This window comes from Flavobacterium sp. HSC-32F16 (genome assembly GCF_024171645.1).
Classification (GTDB): Bacteria; Bacteroidota; Bacteroidia; order Flavobacteriales; family Flavobacteriaceae; genus Flavobacterium.
In genome coordinates this window covers 764,905-788,981 of record NZ_JALKAC010000002.1, presented here as the reverse complement: position 1 = coordinate 788,981, position 24,077 = coordinate 764,905, and the positions used below count along the sequence as shown (strand labels likewise).

Genomic DNA, 24,077 nt, shown 5'->3' with positions numbered 1-24,077 from the left:
CTAAAAACCATCAACTATCTGATGAATCCTACTCCTGCTGTTGTGTTTGTTGCTGTATCAATTAAGATAAAAGCTCCGTTTGATTTGTTTTCGTTGTAAGCGTCAAAATATAAAGGCTTGCTTAATTTAATGCTTACTTCTCCGATTTCGTTGATTGCCAATTGCGAAGCTTCTTTTGTTCCAGAATAGTCTGTTGAGATGGTATTTTTGATACTTTCTACTTTTGCTAAAACCGAATTTGTGTTGTGCTGTACAATGTATTTTGTTCCTGCAACCAGTTTTTTACTGTCCATCCAGCAAACTGTTGTGGTAATATCTTTTTCAATTTTTGGAAGCTCATCTGATTTTACAATCATATCGCCTCTCGTTACATTGATATCATTTTCTAATTCGATTGTGATTGAAGAACCAGCAACGGCTTCATCAAATGTTTTATCGAAAAAGTGAATTTTAGATACTTTTGATTCTGTTAAAGAAGGAAGAACCGTTACGGCATCTCCAACTTTTATTGTGTTTCCGTATAATTTTCCAGCGTAACCTCTAAAATCGTGGTATTCTTCGGTTTTTGGACGAATCACAGTCTGAACTGGGAAACGTGCTTTTCCTGCTTCAAAAACATCAGAAGCGTGTAATCCTTCTAAATGTTCTAATACAGTTTGTCCGTCATACCATGGCATGTTTTCAGATTTGTCAACCACGTTTCCACCGTTGATTGCACTTAACGGGATGTAACTTACGTTTTGCTCTTTGAATGTACTTTTTGCATTTAACGCTTGGAAATCGGCTTTGATTTTATTGAAAACTTCTTCCGAATAATCCACTAAATCCATTTTATTAATGGCAACAATTACCTCTTTTACTCTCAATAAATTATTGATGAAAAAGTGACGGTATGTTTGCTCAATTACTCCTTTTCTAGCATCAATTAAAATAATCGAAACCTGAGAAGTCGAAGCTCCCGTAACCATGTTTCTTGTATATTCTACGTGACCTGGAGTATCGGCAATAATGTAACTTTTCTTTGCAGTCGAAAAATAAATATGCGCAACATCAATCGTGATTCCTTGTTCTCTTTCTGCTACTAATCCGTCAGTTGCCAAAGAAAAATCAAGATAATCATAACCTTTTTGTTTACTGCTTTTTTCGATTGCTTCTATCTTATCAGTCGTCAATGATTTTGTATCGTACAATAATCTCCCGATCAAAGTACTTTTTCCGTCATCTACACTTCCTGCTGTTGCTATTTTTAAAACTTCCATTCTGTATTTTTTGTTTCAGGTTTAATTTTTTTTGTTTCAGGTTTCAAGTTTCACGTTGCTTGCCTTTGAACTAAAATTTAAATCTGTATGTTTTTTTGATTCTACTTTTTAATTATCAATTGTTAATTATTAATTATCAATTAAAAATAACCTTGTTGTTTTCTCTTTTCCATTGCAGCTTCAGAACGTTTGTCATCTATTCTGGCTCCTCTTTCAGAAATAGTTGATTCTCTGATTTCGCCTACAACTTCTTCGATTGTTGCTGCGTAAGATTCAACTGCTGCTGTACAACTCATATCTCCAACGGTTCTGAAGCGAACAATTCTTTCTTCGATTTGTTCGTCTTCTTCTTGGTACACAAAAGGAGAATGCGACCAGATTAAACCGTCTCTCAAAAAAACTTTTCTTTTATGTGAAAAATAGATTGATGGAATCTCGATGTGTTCTTTTTCGATATAACTCCAAACATCTAATTCTGTCCAGTTTGAAATTGGGAAAACACGAACGTTTTGTCCATTTTCAATTTTTCCATTCAAAATATCAAACAATTCTGGTCTCTGATTTTTTTCGTCCCATTGTCCGAAATCATCACGAACTGAGAAAATACGTTCTTTAGCTCTTGCTTTTTCTTCATCACGACGTGCGCCTCCAATACAAGCATCAAACTTAAATTCTTCAATTGCATCTAAAAGTGTTGTAGTCTGCAAGCTGTTTCTACTTGAGTATTTACCTGTTTCTTCAACTACTTTTCCTTCATCAATAGCATCCTGAACATTACGAACGATCAACTCTAAACCTAATTCTTCTACTAATTTATCTCTGAAAGCAATTGTTTCAGGGAAATTGTGTCCCGTATCAACGTGCAATAGAGGAAACGGAATCTTAGCAGGGAAAAATGCTTTTTGCGCCAAACGCACTAATGTAATAGAATCTTTTCCTCCTGAGAAAAGTAAAACCGGTTTGTCAAACTGTGAAATTACTTCTCTGAAAATGTATATCGCTTCACTCTCTAAAGCGTTTGTTTTTAATACTGAACTCATTGTTTTTTTGTTTGATATTTTGTTTGTGAAAATTTTGTTTCAGGTTTCATGTTTAAAGTTTCAAGTTGCCTGATCTAAAAATCTCCACTCTTTATTCTATAATCTATATTCTATTCTCTGCAGAAGTCTTGCCTCTTGCTTCTTTCTTCTAAAAAGTCTGTTTACTCTTTCTTAGCGCTATGTAACCCACACTCTTTATGACTAGATTCCCACCACCATCTTCCGGCTCTGATATCTTCGCCAGGAAAGATTGCTCTGGTACAAGGTGCGCAACCAATACTTACGAAACCTTGTTTGTGTAAAGCGTTTTGAGGAACATTGTTCTCTGATAAATACGTTTCAACTTCTTCTAAAGTCCATTTTAATAACGGATTAAATTTTGTGATTTCGAAATTTCCATCATATTCAAACAGATTTAAATCGTGTCTGTTTTCTGACTGTTCGGCTCTTAAGCCCGTAATCCAAACTGAATTTCCTGCCAAAGCTTTTCTTAACGGAACCACTTTTCGAATAAAACAGCATTCTTTTCTATTTTCAACTGAATCGTAAAAGCTGTTTGGCCCTTTTGCTTTTAGTAAATTTTCAACAGCAGTGGCTTCTGGAAAATAAACTTCAATAGGTCTTTTATACTTTTTTAATGTTTTGTGAAAAACGTCGTAAGTTTCCTGAAATAATCTTCCCGTGTCCAAAGTAAAAACGGTAATATCAGTATTACTTTTTGCAATAAAATCTGTAATTACCTGATCTTCCTGTCCAAAAGAAGTTGAAAAAATTACTTTCCCCGGAAACTCTTTTGCTAAAAGAACTAAGGTTTCGTCAAGCGAAAAATCTTTAGTTTTCTCTAATAATTCTTGTACAATAATCGCACTCATAATCTCTTTCTCCCTATCTAAAGAATTACAATAATTTAGATAATGTTTTTAAACTCAATAATATAATTAGTACTCCAACCGCAACCATCATTGGTTTTCTTTTGATTTTATTTACCAAATAAGCCGCTAATGGCGCTGAAATAACTCCTCCTAAAATCAATCCGATAATTACCTGCCAGCCAATAATTCCGCCAAAAAGCATAAAAGTGATACCGCTTGCAAATGAAATAGCAAACTCAGCTGCATTTACTGATCCAATTGTGTATCTCGGATTTCTTCCTCTTCCTAATAATGTAGAAGTCACAATTGGGCCCCAGCCTCCACCTCCAACAGAATCCATAAATCCGCCAAAAACTGCTAAAGCACCTAATTTTTTGGTTTTCTTTTTTACGATGCTTTTTCTTAATGCTTTCTTGATAATAACTACCGCCAAAATAATCATGTAAACCGCAATAAACGGTTTGATAATATTGCCGTCAATTACATCAGACAATAAATAAGCTCCTGTAATTGAACCTAAAACTCCAGGAATCAATAAATGTTTTACCAATTTTTTATTGATATTACCAAAGCGATGATGAGAAAGCGCCGATGCTCCTGTTGTAAACATTTCAGAAACGTGAACTGCTGTACTGCTCACAACCGGCGGCACTCCATAAGCCAATAAAAATGACGTCGAAGTGGCTCCGTAACCCATTCCTAATGTTCCGTCAACCAATTGAGCAAAAACACCAATCGCAAAAAATACTAAGAACTCTTCATTAAATCCTTCTACAAAACCACTCCACGAAAATTCAGCGTGGTGATTATATATTAATGTAGCTACCAAACCCAACAATAAAACAACAGGTATTAAAACCCATAAATTTTCCTTTGACAAAAAATTTGCCTTTATGTCTGTATTGTTTAATTTAAGTTCATTTTCCATATTTTAAGAATTTGTTTTTCTTAAAATCTATTACCCTATCGGCTTAGTAGATTACTTTGCAAAAGTACTATATATTTTGAAATATCAAAACAATATATTTACTTTTTTACAAAAGCTATTATACTAAAAAACAAGACAAAAGAATTTTAATAAAGGATTAATAATTTATTTAACAAATTATACACTGCTTCATCAGATTTTAACAGCGTACTTTAATTTTGTGATTTGTAAAAATACACATTTAATCTCTACCAAATCTATAGGATAATTATAAAATTGTTATTATTTTAGCGCCAAACTTTTTTTATGGATTTTCAGATTGGTCTTGTAGTTGCGGGGTTAGTAGTGGGTTTTATTGTTGGATTAACCGGTGTTGGAGGTGGCTCTTTAATGACTCCTATTTTACTGTATTTTAATATTCCACCCACAACCGCAGTAGGAACAGATTTACTTTATGCTGCTTTTACAAAAGCCGGCGGCGTATTTGTACATAATAAAAAAGGAAACATAAACTGGAAGATTACCGGCTGGCTCACATTAGGAAGCGTTCCTGCTGCCCTTGTGACTTTATGGATATTAAACAGCATTAAAACTGATATAGAAACTATAAATCATGTAATTAAGTACAGTTTAGGCTGGGCTTTATTATTTACCTCTATAGCTATTATATTCAAAAATAAAATTCTAAAATTTTCTCAAAAACATGCCGGCGATAAATTTCATAGCGAAAGCACTACTCAAAATATGCTGACAATTGGAATTGGAATATTGCTTGGCGCGACTGTAACTTTAACTTCTATTGGTGCCGGCGCTTTAGGAACGGTTACTTTATTTTTTCTTTATCCGCTTTTACCAACACCTCGTTTGGTAGGAACCGAAATCGCTCACGCTGTTCCTTTGACTTTAGTTGCAGGAATTGGCCACGCTTCTATGGGGAATTTAGATTTAGTACTGTTAGGCCAATTATTACTGGGATCACTTCCCGGAATTTATATCGGAAGCAGTTTAAGCGGAAAAGTACCTGACTTATTTTTAAGAAATGCAATAGCAGTAATGCTTTTTATGGCCGGTTATAAATTGATTTTCTAAAAAGATTATTTTTTCACCATATAAGTTCATTTTAGCAGAGACGCAAAGCAGTGCGTCTAAATTTAAACGATGATAATTAAATGAACTTATATAAATTATATGGTAAAAAATTAAAATGCAATATCTGCCAAAGAATTACTTTCTAATATTTTAAGTGTATTATCTCTAACTTCGGTCATTAAACGTCGTGCAGCACAGGTAGATTCATCATCGCAGTCATCACATTTTTCATAGAAATTATGACTTGCACAAGGCAGTAATGCAATTGGGCCTTCGAGAATACGATAGACTTTTGCCATACTGATATCTTTTGGATCTTTTATTAAATAATAACCACCGCCTTTTCCTTTCTTAGCACCAAGAAAACCGGAATTACGAAGTAATAATAAAATACTTTCCAGAAATTTAATCGAAATGTGTTCACTTTTGGCAATTTCGGCAATTTGTACAGGTTCGTTGTTTTCTCTCCTGGCTAAATATGTAAGGGCTTTAATTCCGTATTTTGTTTTCTTTGAAAGCATTTTTATATTTTAGATTGTAGACTGTAGGTTTTAGATTTTTTCTAGAACAAACAATAAGCATATTTTCTGCAACAAAAATAATCTTTTTAAATGAGAATATAACAGAATGAAACCTATATTCGACTAAATTAGTATAGTTTAAATTAATTTATATCGTTTGCCCCAATTAAATTGAATTCATGAAACGTTTTTTTATTCTCTTCTAATGCTTTTTTGCTCACAACATAGGTATTAGAAATTGAATCATGCCAACCTCTTGCACCTCCCAAAAAAGTGAAAGCATCAAAAGGAATTAAGCGGCAGAGACTTCTTTTAAAAGCAACACCCATAGTTGGTTTTTCTCCGTTTTCATCTACAACAACAGTTCCTGTAATAAACTTAGCTATTGATCTCCCAAATAAACCTTCCATCAAAGTATAATACGTTATAGACACTGATATGACAATAACATTCCAGCCCAAATCACCTAAATTATCAACCCATACGCCAAGTTCAGTCAATCCAAATAACGCTGTGACAATACCAATTAAAACTCCAATTGCAATTAAGATGATCACAAAAACAATCAAATCAATTATATAATTTATAAAACGTGCTCCAGCAGAAGCTAATAATGTATCATCTAAAACGTAAGTAGAATTGCTCATTTTGGTTTAGTTTAATTATCAATAGTTTTTAATTCGTTACTAAACAAAAATATATTTTTTACTGAAACAATAACAAAAAGGAAAGATATTTTTTTAACAGTAATTAATTTACAGTAACGTATTTTAAGATATCGTCACAAATTAGAGAAGCGGTATTTTGATTCATATACAGTTGATGACCTTGATTATTTAAGATTATATTTTCAAGATCCAAATCCAGAAACCATTTTGAACTCGGCTTGTTGAGATCGTTTTCTCCAAAATACAACTTTACAGCACAGTCTGGCGATTTTGTTTCATATCTTAAACGTGTTGATGAAACAGCAAATAAATAAGTGGTTCTCAACCCTGATAATGAAGCTTTCCAGGCAATAGTTCCTCCAATACTAAAACCCAAAATAACAACTTTTTCTTTTTCATAATTCAATAAATTATTTACTGCTTTTTCAATTCCTCCGTCTAAAAATCGATTATGGATTTCCGCTTCATTTTTCAACGAACCAATCTCAGCTATTTTTAAAACATCATAATACTTAACATCAAATTGAGGTGCTAATATTTTAATATAATATTTAATCCATTCAGGATTATCTCCAAACAAATCCGAAAGCAAAAGTAATTTTGGTTTTACCATACACGCCTTAATTTATTTATAAAACAATCTTCCAGATACAAGAAAGGGCTATTTAAAAAAATAGCCCTTCAAATTTATACTTTATATTATTAATCAAGTGCTTGCTTTAAATCAGCAATTACATCTGCTACTGTTTCTAAACCTACAGAAACACGAACCAAACCTTGCGTGATTCCTACTGCTAATTGATCTTCTTCAGATAATTTGCTGTGTGTTGTTGATGCAGGATGCGTTACAATCGTTTTTACGTCACCAATATTTGCCGAAAGAGAACATAATTTAATTTTGTCTAAAAATTTTCTTCCTGCTTCCAGACCGCCTTTAATTTCGATCGCAATAATGTTACCGCCTAAAAGCATTTGTTTTTTGGCAATTTCATATTTTGGATGTGATTTCAAAAATGGATATTTCACACTGTTTACATTAGGATGGCTTTCTAAAAATTCAGCCACTTTTAAAGCATTTTCACAATGTCTGTCTACACGAACAGCCAAAGTCTCTAAACTTTTTGACAAAACCCATGCATTAAATGGTGACATTGCTGGTCCCGTATTTCTTGAAAACAAATATATTTTACGAATTAGCTCTGCTTCTCCAACGGCAACTCCACCTAAAACACGGCCTTGACCGTCAATTAATTTTGTTGCTGAATGGATTACTATATGCGCACCATATTTAATAGGCTGTTGAATGTATGGAGTAGCGAAACAGTTGTCGATTATTAAAATCAAATTGTGCTTTTTTGCAATTTGACCTAATAATTCTAAATCAACTACATCTACGCCAGGATTTGTTGGCGTTTCTGCATATAGAATTTTAGTATTTGGTTTAATAAAACTTTCAATTGTTTCCGGTTTATTGATGTCAAAATAAGAAGTTTCAATTTTCCATTTTGGAAAATACGTCATGAACAACGCATGAGTTGATCCGAAAACACTTCCTGCAGAAACAATATGATCTCCTGATTCTAACAATGCAGCAAACGTAGAATATATTGCAGCCATTCCGGTTGCAAAAGCATAACCCGCTTCGGCGCCTTCCATAGCACAAACTTTATCTACAAATTCTGTTGTATTTGGATTACTGAAACGAGAGTAAATATTGCGGACTTTTTCTTCTGTAAAAGAAGCTCTCATATCCTCTGCATCTTCAAATATAAAACTTGAAGATAAGTACAAAGGTGTTGAATGTTCTTGAAATTGTGTTTTTTCTAAATGTGTTCTAATGGCTTGTGTTTCAAAACCAAATTCTTCTGTATTCATTGTGTTGTTTTTGTTTTTTGAGAAGTTATTTCGCAGAGTTTCACAAAGTGAACACAAAGTTTTAAGAAATAATCTTTTCTGTTTTCAGCTAATAGAGCATTATCTAATTCTCAAATTAACTCATTTTCTAATTTATAAAGCTTCGTTGTTTAAAACAACTTTGTAATTAATTGTTGCTGTTGGCTCTACCGTTTTAGCCACTGAGCAGTATTTTTCAAAAGAAAGCTGTGCGGCACGTTGTGCTTTTTCTGGATTGATGTCACCTTCTAAATAAAAAACCACATCGATTTCTTTAAAAGGTTTTGCTTCTTCAATCTGCACACGTGTTCCTTCAACCTCAGCGTTAAAAGAAGTGATTTCCTGACGCTGTTTTTTCAAAATCGAAATCATATCAATCGCACTGCATCCGGCAACGCCCATCAATACCAGCTCCATCGGACTTGCACCTAAATCGCTTCCTCCAAATTCAGCTCTGCTGTCAACGTCAACTATATGTCCGCGCTCATTTTTTACTTTAAAATGAAAAGCGTCATTTACTCTGTTTAAAGTTACTTTCATGGTATTCTATTCTTAGGTTATTTGTCTTTTTTACATGATATTATAAATACTAAACTTCTGTTTAAATAATTCATGTAAGACTACTTGTCTTTTTTATCTAATTTATTCCAATATTCTAAAATCTGCTTTTTAGATTCTGCATCAAGTGATTTAAAATTATCAGAGAATTTATCTGTTTTAAAATCATCCGAAACACTAGATTCTATCGTGTAAAATTGATCTTTTTGCGAAAAAATCAAATGAACTGACTGCTGTTTAAAAGCGGCGTCATAAAGTCCATAAATAAAAAGACCATCAATGCTTTTGTCTTTATTACAATCCCAAAAAGCTTTTCTGCTTCCCCATGCTGAAATAATTCCGTTATGATTTACTTCTAAAATAGATTTTACAACCCATTTATCATTGACTTTTGTAAATCTTTGAAAATACATTTTGTCGGGAATTGCATTTTTTTCAATCTTTGAAAAAATAAAAACATTATCCTCATTTCCAACAGAACTAACTTCGTCTATTTGAATAGCCCTAACTCCTTTATAAGGAAAAACTTCCTGTGTATAACTGTCTTTGTTTCGAACAACATTCGAAATTTGAGCTGCCAAAATATTTGAAAACAATAGCAAAATGAAAATCTTTTTCATACTTTATATTTAATTTTTAAAGTGTAAAGTTAAGATTTTTCTTCCTTCCTTTTTGCGCTAAAAAATCAATTATCCTTTATCAGACAGCCTCAAAATATCTCCAAAAACTCCTCTTGCCGTTACCGCAGAGCCTGCACCAGCTCCCTGGATAACAATTGGACGATCTCCGTAAGATTCTGTGTAAATTTCGAAGAAAGAATCTGAACCTTTCAATCCTCCTAAAGCAGTGTCTGAAGGAACAGAAACTAATTTTACTTCCAGATTTCCTTTGTCATTTTGTAAATCCCCAGACAATTCACCAATGTATCGTAATACATGATTTGGTTTTTGGTCGGCTTTTATTTTCTCGTAAATTGGGTCGAATTCTTTTAATTTTGTCAAGAAATCAGTAACATTTCCTTCACGTAAATGTTCCGGAATCAGGTTTTGAATGGAGATTTCTTCAAACTCATTTTGCAAATCTAATTCTCTTGCCAAAATCAATAATTTTCTTCCCACATCATTTCCGCATAAATCCTCACGCGGGTCTGGTTCTGTATATCCGTTATCAATGGCTTCTTTCAGAATTTCACTAAACGGAACATCTTTTGCAGAAAAATTATTGAATAAATAACTCAATGTTCCAGAGAAAACTCCTTTAATTTTTGTGATGTTTTCACCAGAAAGATGCAGTAATTTAATGGTATCAATTAATGGTAAACCTGCACCAACATTAGTTTCATATAAATAATTTTTTTGGTTTTCTGCCAAAGCTTTTCTCAATTCTTTATAAAAACCATACGTCAAAGTATTGGCCACTTTATTTGAAGAAATTAAGTCGAAACTGCTTTCTACAAGGGGAACATAATTTTCTACGAATGATGCACTTGCCGTATTATCAATCGCAATTAAGTTTTCTAAATGATACTCATTTGCATAAGCAATAATGTCTTTAATTGTATACGGTTCACCTTTAGTTTCAATGTCATTTTTCCAACTTGAGGTTACTCCTTTTTTATTTAAAAGCAGTTTTTTAGAATTTGCAATTGCAAAGACATTCAGCTTAACATCTTTACGTTTTTCAATTGAAGAAGCCGATTCTAAAATTTGATTAATCAAAGTTCCACCCACTAATCCGTGACCGAAAATAGCAATGTTGATTTTTTTAGAAACTCCAAAAATCTCTCCGTGAATTACGTTCAAGGCTTTATTTAGTTCTTCTTTCTTCACAACTAAACTCACGTTTTTACCCGTAACAGTGTTGTTGAATAAAATTGGAACTATTTTATTTTTGATTAATGCGGTGTATGGTTTGTGGAAAGTACTTAAATCCTGCCCGATAATCGAAATTACCGAAACATTATCAGTCACTGTAATCTGGTTTACATCTTTAGAATAAAAGTCGTTTTCGAACTCTTTTTCTAACTCAACCATTGCCAGTGTTGCCTTATCTTTTGCTACAACCAATCCAATTCCCCTTTCTGAAGAACCTTGCGAAATAATGCTTACGCTGATGTTGTGATCACCCATTACTTTAAAAATACGGGCATCAACTCCAGATTTTCCTAGTAATCCGCGTCCTTCAAGATTTACCAAAGACACATTTTCTAAAACAGAAAGCGTTTTAATTCCTTCTTTTTGAGAATTTGAAGTAATTAAAGTTCCGTGGTTTTCGTGATTGAATGTATTTAAAATACGAAGCGGAATATTTTTTTCCAACAATGGAATAATCGTTTTGGCGTGCAGAATTGTTGCTCCAAAATTAGCTAATTCATTTGCTTCATTAAACGATAAATATTCGATTTTTTTAGCATCGGCAACTAAATCAGGATTTGCCGTGTAAATTCCGTCAACGTGCGTAAAGTTCTGAAGTTCTTCGGCATCCAGATAATTAGCAATTAACGAAGCGGTATAATTACTTCCGTTTCTTCCTAAAGTTGTGGTGTCGTTGTTATTGTTTGAACCAATGAAACCTGTAACAATATTTACTGTTTCACCGTTATGTAATTTGAAATAATTGATAACGTTTTTCTTTGAAAGTTGTTCCAAAGGCTGAGCGTCACCAAATTTAGAATCGGTTTTTAACAATTCTCTTGTGTCAACGAAATTGGCAGGAATTCCTTTTTCAATTAAAATGGAAGTCAATAATTTAGCCGAAAGCAATTCACCTTTAGACAAAATCTGATCTTTGATTTTGTTGCTGTAATCACCAATTAAGCTTACTCCTTCGAATAATTTATCTAAAATATTAAATTCTTCAGATAAATCTACTTTTGGATAATCCGAAGTTTGGTATGCTTTAAAGCTTTCTAAAAGCGGTTTGTAATTTCCGTTTTTAGCGGCAATTCTTAAGATATCTTCTAATTCATCTGTCGCATTTCCACGGGCAGAAACTACTACGGCAATTTTTTCGCCTTGATTTACTTTATCAGTAATGATTGAAACTACTTTATTAAGTCCTTCTCCGTTTGATAATGATTTACCACCAAATTTTAATATTTTCATTTTATTTTGCTATTGTTTCTGCCTTAAAAATATCGGCAAGTAAATGATCTAATTGTTTGTACTCGATTAAAAAAGCGTCATGTCCGTGAACCGAATCAATTTCGCTGTAAAAAACATTGTTTTTAAATTTCTTTAATTCATTGTAAGTTTCCAGATTTTCTTTTGGTGTAAAAAACAAATCTGAATTAATGGCCACGATATGAATCGCAGCATTTGATTTGGATATTAAGGTTTCGAAATCGGCACTATTTCGGGTAATATCGATGGTTTTAAGCAACTGGTTCATCAATTTGTATGAGGCTAATTGATAACGCTGCTGTAGTTTTTTTCCGTGATGTGCCAGCCAGCTTTCGATATTAAAAATCAAAAGATCCTGATTGATGGTGCGCTTAAATTTTTCTTTGAATGATTCCGGCGAACGGTAACACAGCATGGCGTGTATTCTGGCATCTTCAATTGGTTTTGAAGAGTTGTTCAGAATTTGTTCTTGCAGAAAACAATTGGCAATCATCCAGTCTGTCGATTTCCAATCAGTTGCGATTGGAATTAAATGTTCTGTGATATTAGGTTCCAAAGCCAGAATTTCCCAGGCAACTCCACCACCAACTGAACCGCCTATTATAGCAAATACCTGTTCAATATTTAAAGCTTTCAATCCTTTGATGAAGATTCTGGCAATATCTCTGGTTGTAAAATCCTGATAGTTTTCGATTATAAACGAATCGGTTCCGTTTCCGGGAACATTAAATGCCAAAATGGTATATTGATTGGTATCGATGGTTTTTGCTTCGCCTATTAAATCGCTCCACCAGCCATTTTTTCCGGTAACCTCAGCGTTTCCGGTTAAGGCATGATTTACCAAAACAATTGGGGCAGTATACAGCGGTTTTCCGGAAAGTGTAAAACTTAACGGTAACGACGGAGACAGTGCACCACTTTCGGTGATGAAATCTTGAATTATAATGGGACTTGGTATATTTTCCAATTTCAAATCTTTTTACTTTTTGATTTGTATGTGGAAATATTAGAAAGAAAGTCTAGAGTGAAACTAGAAAAATTCTTGTTGTTATCTTTCCACGTTTGGTCGTGGTAGAATGCAGCACCTTCTTCGAATTAACGAAGGGTTGCTAAGGATTCATCGGGTCTAATCCCTCCTCCTTTCTTTATAACATTTCAATACGTTTTTGAACTTAACGGTGCAAATTAACTACTAATTTCTTAAACTAACAAATTTTATCGAAACTGATTGTTCAATTTCTTAAATATAATTCAATCAGAAACTATTGTACGCACAAAATTACCGAACGGTATGCCCAGTAATATCATGCAGGTTTCAGTCCTGTATTATGGCACTTTTCAACTTAGATGAAAAGCGTTTCATTTTCTTTAGAATACATCAAAAACAATAATGAATTTGGTGCTTTTTTCTCCGCTTTTTTATCTGTTTCAGTTACTCCGAAACTTGGGTGGATTAATTCATTTGTTGGCGGAGGATTGTTTCTTTCAGCTTTAGTATTTCTGAATTTTTTTCTTAAGTAGTTAATTGCGCTCATGATATTTAAGTTTATGTTAGTTATTTTTTAATCTTTATGTTTTCTTTAATTCTTTGTTATGCTGTTAAATGGAATAAAAAAACCCTTTTGGGTTTTTAATACCAAAAGGGTTTAAGTTTTATACAACTTATATATACTTTTAGTATCAACAGACGCATACACAAATACGTGCGACATTGAACATCTGGTTCATCTGTAGGGACTTATTCATTTGCGATTTGACTGTTATTTTAAAAAAATCTTGCATTTACTATTTTTTATAAACTTTTTTTGATGTGATTAAATCTAAAAAGTGTTTAGTATTTTAACAATTAATCCTGCTTTTTTAACAGATCTTAGTTGTCTTACAAATTTGCGAATATTTTTTTAATATTCCAAGTTACAAAAGCTTATTTTTTCTTAAAAAACGTTAAAAAACAGCTTTTTATCGTTAAAAAACATCTTACAAAATTTTAATTCAAACTAAAGAAGGTTAAATCTTACAAAAAAAACATCTAACTTCTTGTTTCATTCTATCAAAGAACTGCCTAATATTGAAATCCACTACAGCCAGACTGCTTCTTTATTTTTAATTTTTTCTGCAACTTTTAAAATATCGGTTATTAAACCTCTTGAAATCGCCTGTTTGCATGGAGATGCACTTTGTAGTACAATTGGAGTATTGGCATACGACTGCGTGTAAATTTCGAAAATAGAGTCTGATCCTTTTAACTGCCCAATGGCTGATGTTGCCGGTTCTGAAACTAATTTCACTTCCAGAGTATTTTTCTCTACATCAAATTCTCCTATATATCGTAAGACATGATTGTCTTTTTGGGTTATTTTGGCAATTTTAAATGATTTATCAATCGCCTCTTTATTCAGTATTCCATTTTTCTCTAAATGTTCTTCTCTTATAAGAGAATTGATTTTGATATCTGAGAATTCGAATTCTTTCCCTATTTCTCTTGTCAGGATCAATAGTTTTCTCGCTGTATCATTCCCTGATAAATCTTCTTTAAAGGTAGATCGCATTAATCCGAGAAGGCTGGCATCTTTTAAAACAGACGAAAAAGAGTTTTCTTCGGCAGAAAAACGATTAAAGACATAACTCAGGTTATCTGAAAATACGCCTCGTATTTTGGTTATTTTTTCTCCGGAGAAATATAAATCCCTTAAAGTCTGCAAAACAGGAAAACCCGTATCTACTGAGGTTTCATATAAAAACTCTTTGTCATACTTTTTAAGATTTTCTCTTAACTGTTTATAAAGGTCAATAGGCAGTGTATTTGCCTTTTTATTGACGGCAACAATATTAAATCCGTTTTCGATCAACGTATTATAATGACCAATCAATTCATCACTTGCAGTTGCATCAACTGCTATTAGATTTTCGAATTCATTTTCTTTTGCAAATTCGATAATGTCCTGCACTCTAAAAGGAACGGCCAATTCTCTAAAATTGGTTTCCCAGGCATATCCCACGCCTTCTTTCTCGAAAAAGGCAACGGTAGAGTTGGTAATTATTGGAAAATGAAAATCAACATTTTTGCTTTGAAGAAAAAACTCCTGACTTTCTATAATCTGATTGATTAAAGTGCTTCCTATATTTCCAATTCCAAAAAGGATAATATTTATTTTAAGCTTTGACATAATTTTAATTTTTTAAAACATATCTAATATTTAGTAAACCATATAAGTTATATAAGTTCATTTAATTTATCAACGTTTATTAATTTTAGACGCACTGTGTTTTCGAGTTAGACGCACTGCTGTGCGTCTCTACATTGATGCGTCTCTACTAAAATCAACTTATATTACTTATATGGTGAACTTTTATTTTTAATTTCTTTTTTTATAAAAAATCACCTCTAGCAGAACTCACGCTGCTAAAGGCAATTTTTCAAACAAAAAACAAAAAAACCTAATTCTTATTGATGCTGTACTGCGATTGCGTTACGCTTTCAAAAACCGATTGTAAGTCGGCAATTAAATCTTCAACATCTTCAATTCCAACAGAAAGTCGGACTAAATCTTTTGACACTCCTGTAGCTAATTGATCTTCTTCAGACAATTGCTGGTGTGTTGTACTGGCAGGGTGAATAATAAGTGATTTGGTATCCCCAATATTAGCCAGAAGCGAGAACAATTTCGTTCCGTCTACTACTTTCTTGGCAGCATCAAAACCTCCTTTTAATCCAAAAGTGATAATGCCGCTTTGACCTTCCGGAAGATATTCTTTGGCTAAGTCATAATATTTATTTGATTTCAAACCCGGATAATTTACCCAGACTACCTCATCTTGTTTCTCTAACCATTCGGCCAATATCAAAGCATTTTCACTGTGTTTTTTAATTCGGATAGGTAAGGTTTCCAATCCCTGAATAATCTGAAAAGCATTAAACGGACTTAAAGCGGCTCCAAAATCTCGTAATCCTTCGATTCTGGCTTTTGCAATAAAAGCCGCATTTCCTAACGCTTCGTGATATACTAATCCGTGATATCCGGCAGACGGTTCTGTAAATTCAGGGAATTTTCCATTAGACCAGTCAAAGTTTCCGGCATCGATAATCGCGCCTCCTAATGACGTTCCGTTTCCGGCTATGTATTTAGTTAAAGAGTGAATTACAATATCGGCACCATATTTAATTGGGTTTAATAAATAAGGTGTCGCAACAGTATTATCTACTATAAATGGCACTTTGAAGGCTTTGGCTTCTACCGAAATTCCTTTTAAGTCTAATACATCTAACTTTGGATTGCCTAAAGATTCCACAAAGAATGCTCTAGTATTTTCTTTAGATGCTTTAGTGAAGTTTTGAGGATCTGAAGGATCTACAAATGTCGTAGTAATTCCTAAACGAGGTAATGTTACGCTTAGTAAGTTGTAAGTTCCTCCGTATAAACTATTTGATGCTACGATATGATCACCGGCTCTTAACAAAGTCAATAAAGCAGTTGATATTGCCGATGCCCCAGATGCTGTAACTACAGCTCCAATTCCGCCTTCGAGAGCTGCCAATCGCTGCTCCAAAACATCATTTGTTGGGTTGTTTAATCTGGTGTAAATAAATCCGGCTTCGGCAAGACCAAATAAATTGGCCGCATGATCTGCATTATTAAATACGTATGATGATGTCTGGTAAATTGGCACTGCTCTTGTTCCTGAATTTTTAGTAACATCGTGTCCTGCATGTAATGCGTTTGTTGCAAATTTGTGTGTGCTCATGATTTCTTAGTTTTTTAGGTATTGTTAATACTATTATATATTGTTATATGATTGTCTTAAATTTTGAAGTGATTAAGCAAAAGGAAGTTCTCCTTCTATTTCAAGATCATACATTTGAAACAGTACTGATTTTTGAATTTTTCGATCCTGCTCTGCATTTATTCTTCTAACTTCTCTTGTTATCTCTTCAGATCTATTGTTGTCTTTTTGAGAATCGTTTCTCAATAAATATTCTACTGCTATTGAATTTAATGTTTTCATGATTTTTAATTTTAAAAGTGTTGAAATGAAAAAAGCCCTTTCGGATGGCGACCAAAAGGGCTTATAGTTTAACTATAACAAAGATTGTATCTTTTACTTTTGGCAACAGCAAGTTTGGATGCACATTTGCATCATACTACAACACATCATATTTTTTCTTGCTATTGTTTTCATTTCTATTTAAAATTTAATTTCTTTTTATTTAAACTCGACTAATTCAATAGAGTAAATGTAATATTTATTTATTTAACTCACAAATAAAATTTTGATATTTAACATTAAAATTTTATAAGTCACGTAAATACTAGCTTCCTTTTCAAAGATGGACGACTAATTTTACGGTTTAAACCGATTATTACGGGTTTTGTCTTTAATAAAACCTACGTATTATAAAAACGATTTACATGGGTTGAAAAATTTTAGCCGCAGATTAAAAGACTACATTGATTTTAAAATCAGTGCTAATTCATTTAATCCTTAAAATCTGCGGCCTGTTTTTTTTAGCATTACATTGATTCAAAAAATCAGTGTCAATCCGTTTAATCCGTAAAATAGGTGGTCCATTTTTTTTTAGAATTTAAAGCTCAAACGAGCAAAACCAAATCTTCCGTTTAATCCAAATTGCGATACAGCTCTCGAATAGGCAAACTGATTTGCATTTGTCAAGTCTGTACTTGGTGCGGGAGACAATGTTGGAGTTGTGTTTGTGAAAGCCGGAGTTGACGGATTATTTCTGTCCGGATAAACATCTCCTATATTATTAAATCCAACGGTTGCTCTAAAATGTTCATTTATTTGATATCCGAAAGATAAATCGGTTACTAATTTTGCAGAATATTCCGGATGTTCGTAAACCGAAGCAAATCCATCTAAATTAACATCTGTTGCTCCAGGATCTGTTACTTTTCCGAAATAATTGTTTCTTAAATATATATCCAGTTTTTTGATACTGAAAGTTGTAGTTAAGTTTGCTTTCAATTTCGGAATTGCTTTTTCTAAATAAATTCGGCTTGACTCAGGAAAAAATGAATATATATAAGGATCTCCTCCAGCATCAATAATTGACTGCGGTACATTTAAACTTCCTACTCTTTTTGTTTCATTAAAACTTAAAGCCAAATCATTTCTGATTATAAAATCCTGAATTACATCGTACTTTTGAGAAACTACTAAATCAATTCCTTTAGTTTCAGAGTCAATTCCGTTTGTCCAGAACGAAGCTCTTTCTACACCTTTTAAATCAAATGCCTGTTGAAACAAAGTTAAGGCATCTCTTTGTGTCTGCGATGCCGCACCACTTATCTGCGCATCTGTTGGTCTTGCATATTGTCCTGACAAAACAATTCTGTCGTTGATTCTTGTATAATAAGCATCGGTAGAAATGGTAAGATTTGCATCAGGAATTTTAAATGTAAATCCTGTACTGATGCTTTTTGATTTTTCTGGCTTTAAATTTTCTACACCAATACTTTTTGCTGCCTGAGAATCATTTGTAAAATATCCAACTTGATAGGGTGCGCCATTAATAAATTGTGTTGAACTTGCTTCGAAATATTTTTGCTGTAATGAAGGTGCTCTAAAACCTGTTTGTCCAGAAATTCTCCAATTGATATTATCTGTCAATTTTAAAAGAGAAGCCAATTTAAAGGTAACTGTACTTCCAAAATCTGAATAATTTTCATAACGCGCCGCTCCGTTTACCAGCCATTTTTCGGTTACGTTTAATTCTAAATCAATGTAAGCAGCACCGCTTTGCCTGTCTTTTTCTTTAGCATCAGAAGGCTGAAATCCTGAGAATCCCTGCGCTCCTGCCCCACGTTTATTACCAAAGAAATCAGTAACAATTAAAGGTGAAGTACTTGGCAGAATTCCGGTTACCAAACCTCCGTTTACATCATACAATCCGTATGAAGCTTCATCTCCTGCTTTAATTTGATAATTTTCATATCTAAATTCACCTCCAAAAGCAACGTTTAATCCAGATAGAAAATCAAATTTTCTGCTAAAATCTAAATTGGTGGTACTTTGTAAAAAAGAAACTTTACCAGCATCAAAACTAGAAGGAGAATTAGTTCCCAAAGTCGCATTGATTGTATTGTTTACATCATAATTAAATGAGTTTGTTCCAAGATTAGTGCTTAAGTCTGTATCGAAACCTAATACGTTGGTAGTAACTCCAAGTGCTGCCGAAGCATCTAATATAGACGATTCTATTTCTGGTAAAAATCCGTTTTCGTACACTTGTGTAAAAGTTCCGGAACCATTTGGTAATCTGTTAAAAGCATATGATTGACCATTTCTATACGATAATCCACCAAATGAATACAAGGAAGTCGTTTCGGTTAAAGGATATTTTGCATTATAATACGCTTGTCCCGAAGCTAATTCTGACTGACCAACACTCATGTTATAATCGGCTCTTTGCTGTCCTCTGTAATTTAATTCATTATTGGTAACATCAAAATTAAGCGCTGTCTGCATTTGAGCAATTGTTGTTGCCGATGCAATTGCATTTTGCTGCGCTGTTGTAAAATAACTTACCTGAGGCGCATATTGTTGCAGCGAACTGATAATTTGTGCCGAATTTGCAGTTGTATTAATATTACTAAATAATGAATTGATTTCAACTCCGTTTTGAGCTGCTCGGTTTTCTACTGCATTATAAGCATTAAAGATTCCGTTATTTCTAATTCCTGCTCTGCTTGTCGCTTGTCTTGTGACGGCAGTACCGGTAACATTTAAAAAACTTCCTGGTTTACCTAATGAAGTTCCGTAGTTTAAATCAACCTGCAAAGTTTGTCCATCGGCTCCTCCTTTAAAATTATTAGATCCAGATGATAAATTAGTTCCGTACTGAATTCCTCCTGTAAGGTAATTGGCATTCTTTTTCAGTACAATATTAATAACTCCGGCAATAGCATCAGAACCGTATTGTGCAGCTGCTCCGTCTCTTAAAACTTCAATTCTTTCAATTGCAAAAGATGGAATGGCATTTAAATCTGTTCCTACAGATCCTCTTCCCGGCGATCCGTTTATGTTTACCAGAGCGCTGGTATGTCTGCGTTTTCCGTTTACTAAAATTAAAACCTGATCTGGCCCTAAACCTCTTAATTGTGCCGGATCAACGTGGTCTGTTGCATCAGCAGTTGATGTTGCGTTACTTGTAAATGATGGCGCTACATAATTTAAAATTTGAGTTACGCTGGTTTGCGGTGCTCCTTTTGTAATATCGGCAATATTAAAAACGTCAACCGGAACCGGTACATCTGTCTTTACTCTGTTCTTGCTTCTTGATCCAATTATGGTTACTTCTGACAATTCATTGTTTTTCAAAGAATCCTGCTCAGTTTTATTATCCTGAGCATAAAGGCCTGAAAATGTCACAAGACCTAAAACGATTAGTACATTTTTCTTCATTTCTTTTTACTGATTAATTTGTTTTTGGCTTAAAAGGATTTACAGTTATTTTCGGTTTTAAACAAAAAAAACCTCTGCGATGGGCAGAGGTTTTATATATTGTTGAAAAAAATCTACAATAGAGTCTCTGCGGAGAATTCCGGCATCTTACAAGACATCATATTGCAAACTGTAAATTTCATTTTTGTTCTGTGATTTTAACGAGGCAAATGTGCGAACTATTTTTTAATCGACCAAACAAAAACCAAAATATTTTCTATTACCCTATCAAAATACTATACTTCTGTTAAATTTCTGCTATAAAAAATAAAAAAAGTTGAACTTTAATTTGCAAATCAAAATGGTTTTATACCTTTGCACGCGAATACAGAGGAAAAATTTGAACTGATTGCAACCTCTTCATAATGAAACGGTTCGTTATGAATGCCGAAACCAAGATTTCGGTAGTAAAAAATGCTAAAGCAGGAACTCTCCTTTAGCACTTTCAGCAATTACTTTTCCTCGCTTAATGTTAATTTAATAAATTATTATGGCTTATTTATTTACGTCAGAATCTGTTAGTGAAGGGCATCCAGACAAAGTTGCAGATCAAATTTCGGATGCTTTAATTGATAACTTTCTGGCATTTGACGCTGACTCAAAAGTAGCTTGTGAAACTTTGGTTACTACAGGTCAGGTTATTTTAGCAGGTGAAGTAAAATCAAATACTTATCTTGATGTACAACAAATTGCACGTGAGGTAATCCGTAAAATTGGATATACTAAAAGTGAATATATGTTTGAAGCGAATTCTTGTGGTATTCTTTCAGCAATTCACGAGCAGTCTGCAGACATTAACCAAGGTGTTGACAGGGCTAAGCCAGAAGAGCAAGGTGCTGGAGATCAGGGAATGATGTTTGGTTACGCTACAAACGAAACTGAAAACTACATGCCATTGGCATTAGATTTATCTCATAAATTATTACAAGAGTTAGCTATTTTAAGACGCGAAAACAAGGAAATCACTTATTTACGCCCAGATGCTAAATCTCAGGTAACTTTAGAATACAGCGACGATAACAAACCAACTCGTATTGATGCGATTGTTATCTCAACGCAGCATGATGATTTTGATGAAGAAGCTGCAATGCTTGCTAAAATCAAAAAAGATATTATCGAAATCCTGATTCCAAGAATTATCGCTAAAAACCCAGAGCACGCTCATTTATTTAACGATAAAATTAACTACCATATTAACCCAACAGGAAAATTCGTTATTGGAGGACCTCACGGAGATACTGGTTTAACAGGAAGAAAAATTATTGTTGATACCTACGGTGGAAAAGGTGCTCACGGTGGTGGTGCATTCTCTGGAAAAGATCCAAGTAAAGTAGATAGAAGTGCTGCTTATGCAACGCGTCATATCGCTAAAAACTTAGTTGCTGCCGGTGTTGCTGACGAAATCTTAGTTCAGGTATCTTACGCTATTGGAGTAGCACAGCCAATGGGAATTTTTATTGAAACTTACGGAACTTCTAAAGTAAACTTAACTAACGGTGAAATCGCTAAAAAAGTAGAAGCTATCTTCGATATGCGTCCTTACTTTATCGAACAACGTTTAAAATTAAGAAATCCTATTTACAGTGAAACTGCTGCTTACGGACACATGGGACGTAAACCAGAAACAGTTACTAAAACTTTCTCTGCTCCGGGTGGAAACGAAAAAACGGTTACTGTTGAATTGTTTACATGGGAAAAACTTGATTTTGTTGACCAGGTTAAAGCCGCATTTGGATTATAATTTTTAAGCTTTAAAGCTATTTTTTTTAGTCTTACTTATATATAAATCCCGAATTCTATTCCTTTAGAGTTCGGGATTTTTTATTTGTTTATTTGACAGCATTTTCTTTCCTTAGTACAAAATAACTGACTAAAAAATGAGCAGACTTCCTTCGCTACAGAATGTCCTAAATGCGACACAAAAAACCATTCTGAGATTTCCTTTAGAAACTATTACAGCAATTTGCGGAACTATTTTCGCTATTTTAAATATTAGACAGGATTATTCCAGCTATGAAAACTTTTATTTAAAAGGTGTAATGAGCTGTTCTTTATGTCTGGTTTGGTTTGTTTCGGCAAGTTTATTTTTTGCTGTCAAACAAAAAAACAGAATCATACGATTTATAGTTAGTCTGGTATTCTGTTTACCCTTAATAGCCCTGGTATTTAATTTTGGAGAAAAAATCTCAGATGCTGAGTCGCAGCAGTTTTTTGTTCTCAACCTTGCTTTGCATTTACTGGTTTCTTTTGCAGGTTTTATTCCAAGAGCATACAATCAGGAAGAATTTTGGGAATTTAATAAACAGCTTTTTTTACGAATTCTTACTTCGGGGTTGTATAGTATTGTTCTTTATACTGGTTTAGCTTTAGCCATTTTAGCAGTCGATCAATTGTTTAAAGTAGAATTTGAAAGCAAAATCTACGGATATTTATTTTTCCTCATCGCAGGAATTTTTAATACTATTTTCTTTTTAAGCGGCGTTCCTGACACCAATAATAAAGAATTTCCGCTCCACTTAAATTATCCGAAAGGACTTAAAAATTTCACACAGTTTGTGTTATTACCTCTTATCACTATTTATTTGGCAATATTAATTTGTTATGAAACCAAAATCCTGATTACACTTTCACTTCCTGTAGGCTGGGTTTCTTATCTGGTTTTAGCATTTGCTATCGTTGGAATACTTTCTTTTTTATTGGTTCATCCTATTGCAGATGAAAGCGGTAATTTATGGATGCGAACATTCAATCGATGGTTTTATTTCTTATTGATTCCGTTGTTAGTATTATTGTTTTGGGCCATTTTGTACCGAATTAATCTTTACGGTTTTACACACGAGCGTTATTATGTTTTATTATTATCTATTTGGCTGGCGGTTGTTGTAGCTTATTTTTTAATTTCAAAACATCCAAAAATAAAATTCATTCCTGTAAGTATGTGTCTTGCCGGATTGTTTTCGATTATTGGACCGCAAAGTGCCGATTCTGTTTCAAAATACAGCCAGCTATCACGATTCGAAGATTATCTGCAAAAAGCCGAAGGTAAAAAACTAACATTTGAGCAAGAGAAGGAATTAAGCAGTGTTGTTTATTTTTTAGACAGAAATTACACTTTTGAAATTATGGTACCGTATGCACCTAAAAAATTAGAACCATTATACAAAAAAGACAAGGATCCCGGATCAACCAAGATTATGGAAAGCTTAGGTTTTCAGTATCGATCTGAATATGAGCAAAAAACTAAAGAGAATGATTCTTTTAGTTATTATTACTATGAAAACGACAATAATGTTGTGACTAACATTCACGATTATGATTTCACATTTATTCTAAACCAGCATGGTGTATTTGAATGCAAAGAATGCATTACTTTAAACAATACAAAGTATTCAATTAAGTCTAAAACGACACATTACGGTCAGGAATTACAAATTAATAATGATATAATTCCGCTTAAAATAAACGATTTTATCAATACAAATTCTACCTTTAGAAATAGTTATAATTCAGATCAGAAAGCCCAACAAAAAATCGAAACTTCAAAATATATTATTTTACTAGATTATTTAAGTGCCAATGGTAAAATTGAAAATAATAAGAAATCTCCAAAAAACTATCAGATAAAAGTAATGGCAGGCATTAAAAACCAATAAAAAGAAACCCGACA

Annotated in this window: 20 protein-coding genes and 1 riboswitch; of the genes, 3 read left to right on the top strand and 17 right to left on the bottom strand. The window is 33.3% G+C overall.

Annotated elements, in window-relative coordinates; all coding sequences use genetic code 11:
* Positions 1 to 14: 14 nt before the first annotated feature.
* The 4 genes from L1276_RS10055 to L1276_RS10040 all read right to left on the bottom strand — a co-directional run bounded on the left by L1276_RS10055 (position 15) and on the right by L1276_RS10040 (position 4,099).
* Positions 15 to 1,259: a sulfate adenylyltransferase subunit 1 gene (locus L1276_RS10055; RefSeq protein ID WP_253787365.1), complete on the bottom strand. Its 1,245-nt coding sequence runs from the start codon at positions 1,257 to 1,259 to the stop codon at positions 15 to 17.
* A gap of 140 nt (positions 1,260 to 1,399) precedes the next feature.
* Positions 1,400 to 2,299 (bottom strand): sulfate adenylyltransferase subunit CysD, encoded by a 900-nt coding sequence (gene cysD / locus L1276_RS10050; RefSeq protein ID WP_035645595.1) that lies wholly within the window; start codon positions 2,297 to 2,299, stop codon positions 1,400 to 1,402.
* Positions 2,300 to 2,460: 161 nt separating this feature from the next.
* Positions 2,461 to 3,171, bottom strand: coding sequence for a phosphoadenylyl-sulfate reductase (locus L1276_RS10045; protein ID WP_253787363.1), 711 nt, complete (start codon positions 3,169 to 3,171; stop codon positions 2,461 to 2,463).
* Between the two features lie 25 nt (positions 3,172 to 3,196).
* Positions 3,197 to 4,099: a sulfite exporter TauE/SafE family protein gene (locus L1276_RS10040; RefSeq protein ID WP_253787361.1), complete on the bottom strand. Its 903-nt coding sequence runs from the start codon at positions 4,097 to 4,099 to the stop codon at positions 3,197 to 3,199.
* Between the two features lie 306 nt (positions 4,100 to 4,405).
* Here L1276_RS10040 and L1276_RS10035 point away from each other — a divergent pair, with 306 nt between their 5' ends.
* On the top strand, positions 4,406 to 5,188 hold the full coding sequence (locus tag L1276_RS10035) for a sulfite exporter TauE/SafE family protein (RefSeq protein ID WP_253787359.1): 783 nt from the start codon (positions 4,406 to 4,408) through the stop codon (positions 5,186 to 5,188).
* 110 nt (positions 5,189 to 5,298) lie between these two features.
* Here the strand turns inward: L1276_RS10035 and L1276_RS10030 are convergent, their stop codons facing one another.
* The 13 genes from L1276_RS10030 to L1276_RS09970 all read right to left on the bottom strand — a co-directional run bounded on the left by L1276_RS10030 (position 5,299) and on the right by L1276_RS09970 (position 20,371).
* The gene (locus L1276_RS10030; protein WP_012023576.1) at positions 5,299 to 5,709 is read right to left on the bottom strand and encodes an Rrf2 family transcriptional regulator; all 411 of its coding nucleotides are present in this window, start codon (positions 5,707 to 5,709) and stop codon (positions 5,299 to 5,301) included.
* 143 nt (positions 5,710 to 5,852) lie between these two features.
* Positions 5,853 to 6,356, bottom strand: coding sequence for an RDD family protein (locus tag L1276_RS10025; protein ID WP_253787356.1), 504 nt, complete (start codon positions 6,354 to 6,356; stop codon positions 5,853 to 5,855).
* 103 nt (positions 6,357 to 6,459) lie between these two features.
* Positions 6,460 to 6,990 carry an alpha/beta hydrolase gene (locus L1276_RS10020; protein WP_253787354.1) on the bottom strand — a complete coding sequence of 177 codons (531 nt, stop codon included), beginning with the start codon at positions 6,988 to 6,990 and terminating at the stop codon, positions 6,460 to 6,462.
* Between the two features lie 89 nt (positions 6,991 to 7,079).
* Positions 7,080 to 8,252 carry a PLP-dependent aspartate aminotransferase family protein gene (locus L1276_RS10015; RefSeq protein ID WP_253787353.1) on the bottom strand — a complete coding sequence of 391 codons (1,173 nt, stop codon included), beginning with the start codon at positions 8,250 to 8,252 and terminating at the stop codon, positions 7,080 to 7,082.
* 132 nt (positions 8,253 to 8,384) lie between these two features.
* Positions 8,385 to 8,810, bottom strand: a complete 426-nt coding sequence (locus L1276_RS10010; RefSeq protein WP_253787351.1) for an OsmC family protein — start codon at positions 8,808 to 8,810, stop codon at positions 8,385 to 8,387.
* A gap of 80 nt (positions 8,811 to 8,890) precedes the next feature.
* Positions 8,891 to 9,448, bottom strand: coding sequence for a hypothetical protein (locus L1276_RS10005; protein WP_253787349.1), 558 nt, complete (start codon positions 9,446 to 9,448; stop codon positions 8,891 to 8,893).
* Between the two features lie 69 nt (positions 9,449 to 9,517).
* On the bottom strand, positions 9,518 to 11,932 hold the full coding sequence (gene thrA, locus L1276_RS10000; protein ID WP_253787347.1) for a bifunctional aspartate kinase/homoserine dehydrogenase I: 2,415 nt from the start codon (positions 11,930 to 11,932) through the stop codon (positions 9,518 to 9,520).
* Between the two features lies 1 nt (position 11,933).
* Positions 11,934 to 12,917 (bottom strand): alpha/beta fold hydrolase, encoded by a 984-nt coding sequence (locus L1276_RS09995; protein ID WP_253787345.1) that lies wholly within the window; start codon positions 12,915 to 12,917, stop codon positions 11,934 to 11,936.
* A gap of 78 nt (positions 12,918 to 12,995) precedes the next feature.
* Positions 12,996 to 13,104: riboswitch (SAM riboswitch) on the bottom strand.
* A gap of 189 nt (positions 13,105 to 13,293) precedes the next feature.
* Entirely contained in the window at positions 13,294 to 13,485 is a 192-nt protein-coding gene (locus L1276_RS09990) for a hypothetical protein (protein WP_253787343.1), read from the bottom strand.
* Positions 13,486 to 14,028: 543 nt separating this feature from the next.
* On the bottom strand, positions 14,029 to 15,117 hold the full coding sequence (locus L1276_RS09985; protein WP_253787341.1) for an aspartate kinase: 1,089 nt from the start codon (positions 15,115 to 15,117) through the stop codon (positions 14,029 to 14,031).
* A 271-nt stretch (positions 15,118 to 15,388) separates the two neighbouring features.
* Positions 15,389 to 16,693 carry an O-acetylhomoserine aminocarboxypropyltransferase/cysteine synthase family protein gene (locus tag L1276_RS09980; RefSeq protein WP_253787339.1) on the bottom strand — a complete coding sequence of 435 codons (1,305 nt, stop codon included), beginning with the start codon at positions 16,691 to 16,693 and terminating at the stop codon, positions 15,389 to 15,391.
* Between the two features lie 72 nt (positions 16,694 to 16,765).
* Positions 16,766 to 16,954, bottom strand: coding sequence for a hypothetical protein (locus L1276_RS09975; RefSeq protein ID WP_253787337.1), 189 nt, complete (start codon positions 16,952 to 16,954; stop codon positions 16,766 to 16,768).
* Between the two features lie 570 nt (positions 16,955 to 17,524).
* On the bottom strand, positions 17,525 to 20,371 hold the full coding sequence (locus L1276_RS09970; RefSeq protein WP_253787335.1) for a TonB-dependent siderophore receptor: 2,847 nt from the start codon (positions 20,369 to 20,371) through the stop codon (positions 17,525 to 17,527).
* Between the two features lie 529 nt (positions 20,372 to 20,900).
* Between L1276_RS09970 and metK the strand changes: the two genes are divergently transcribed.
* Positions 20,901 to 22,151 carry a methionine adenosyltransferase gene (gene metK / locus L1276_RS09965; protein ID WP_253787333.1) on the top strand — a complete coding sequence of 417 codons (1,251 nt, stop codon included), beginning with the start codon at positions 20,901 to 20,903 and terminating at the stop codon, positions 22,149 to 22,151.
* 136 nt (positions 22,152 to 22,287) lie between these two features.
* Positions 22,288 to 24,063, top strand: coding sequence for a DUF4153 domain-containing protein (locus L1276_RS09960; RefSeq protein WP_253787331.1), 1,776 nt, complete (start codon positions 22,288 to 22,290; stop codon positions 24,061 to 24,063).
* Positions 24,064 to 24,077: the final 14 nt, after the last annotated feature.

What these genes read in the sequence shown, in the direction of transcription:
- L1276_RS10055 (WP_253787365.1), bottom strand. Translation starts at nt 1,259, where the DNA reads ATGGAAGTTTTAAAAATAGCAACAGCAGGAAGTGTAGATGACGGAAAA.
- cysD (WP_035645595.1), bottom strand. Translation starts at nt 2,299, where the DNA reads ATGAGTTCAGTATTAAAAACAAACGCTTTAGAGAGTGAAGCGATATAC.
- L1276_RS10045 (WP_253787363.1), bottom strand. Translation starts at nt 3,171, where the DNA reads ATGAGTGCGATTATTGTACAAGAATTATTAGAGAAAACTAAAGATTTT.
- L1276_RS10040 (WP_253787361.1), bottom strand. Translation starts at nt 4,099, where the DNA reads ATGGAAAATGAACTTAAATTAAACAATACAGACATAAAGGCAAATTTT.
- L1276_RS10035 (WP_253787359.1), top strand. Translation starts at nt 4,406, where the DNA reads ATGGATTTTCAGATTGGTCTTGTAGTTGCGGGGTTAGTAGTGGGTTTT.
- L1276_RS10030 (WP_012023576.1), bottom strand. Translation starts at nt 5,709, where the DNA reads ATGCTTTCAAAGAAAACAAAATACGGAATTAAAGCCCTTACATATTTA.
- L1276_RS10025 (WP_253787356.1), bottom strand. Translation starts at nt 6,356, where the DNA reads ATGAGCAATTCTACTTACGTTTTAGATGATACATTATTAGCTTCTGCT.
- L1276_RS10020 (WP_253787354.1), bottom strand. Translation starts at nt 6,990, where the DNA reads ATGGTAAAACCAAAATTACTTTTGCTTTCGGATTTGTTTGGAGATAAT.
- L1276_RS10015 (WP_253787353.1), bottom strand. Translation starts at nt 8,252, where the DNA reads ATGAATACAGAAGAATTTGGTTTTGAAACACAAGCCATTAGAACACAT.
- L1276_RS10010 (WP_253787351.1), bottom strand. Translation starts at nt 8,810, where the DNA reads ATGAAAGTAACTTTAAACAGAGTAAATGACGCTTTTCATTTTAAAGTA.
- L1276_RS10005 (WP_253787349.1), bottom strand. Translation starts at nt 9,448, where the DNA reads ATGAAAAAGATTTTCATTTTGCTATTGTTTTCAAATATTTTGGCAGCT.
- thrA (WP_253787347.1), bottom strand. Translation starts at nt 11,932, where the DNA reads ATGAAAATATTAAAATTTGGTGGTAAATCATTATCAAACGGAGAAGGA.
- L1276_RS09990 (WP_253787343.1), bottom strand. Translation starts at nt 13,485, where the DNA reads ATGAGCGCAATTAACTACTTAAGAAAAAAATTCAGAAATACTAAAGCT.
- L1276_RS09985 (WP_253787341.1), bottom strand. Translation starts at nt 15,117, where the DNA reads ATGTCAAAGCTTAAAATAAATATTATCCTTTTTGGAATTGGAAATATA.
- L1276_RS09980 (WP_253787339.1), bottom strand. Translation starts at nt 16,693, where the DNA reads ATGAGCACACACAAATTTGCAACAAACGCATTACATGCAGGACACGAT.
- L1276_RS09975 (WP_253787337.1), bottom strand. Translation starts at nt 16,954, where the DNA reads ATGAAAACATTAAATTCAATAGCAGTAGAATATTTATTGAGAAACGAT.
- L1276_RS09970 (WP_253787335.1), bottom strand. Translation starts at nt 20,371, where the DNA reads ATGAAGAAAAATGTACTAATCGTTTTAGGTCTTGTGACATTTTCAGGC.
- metK (WP_253787333.1), top strand. Translation starts at nt 20,901, where the DNA reads ATGGCTTATTTATTTACGTCAGAATCTGTTAGTGAAGGGCATCCAGAC.
- L1276_RS09960 (WP_253787331.1), top strand. Translation starts at nt 22,288, where the DNA reads ATGAGCAGACTTCCTTCGCTACAGAATGTCCTAAATGCGACACAAAAA.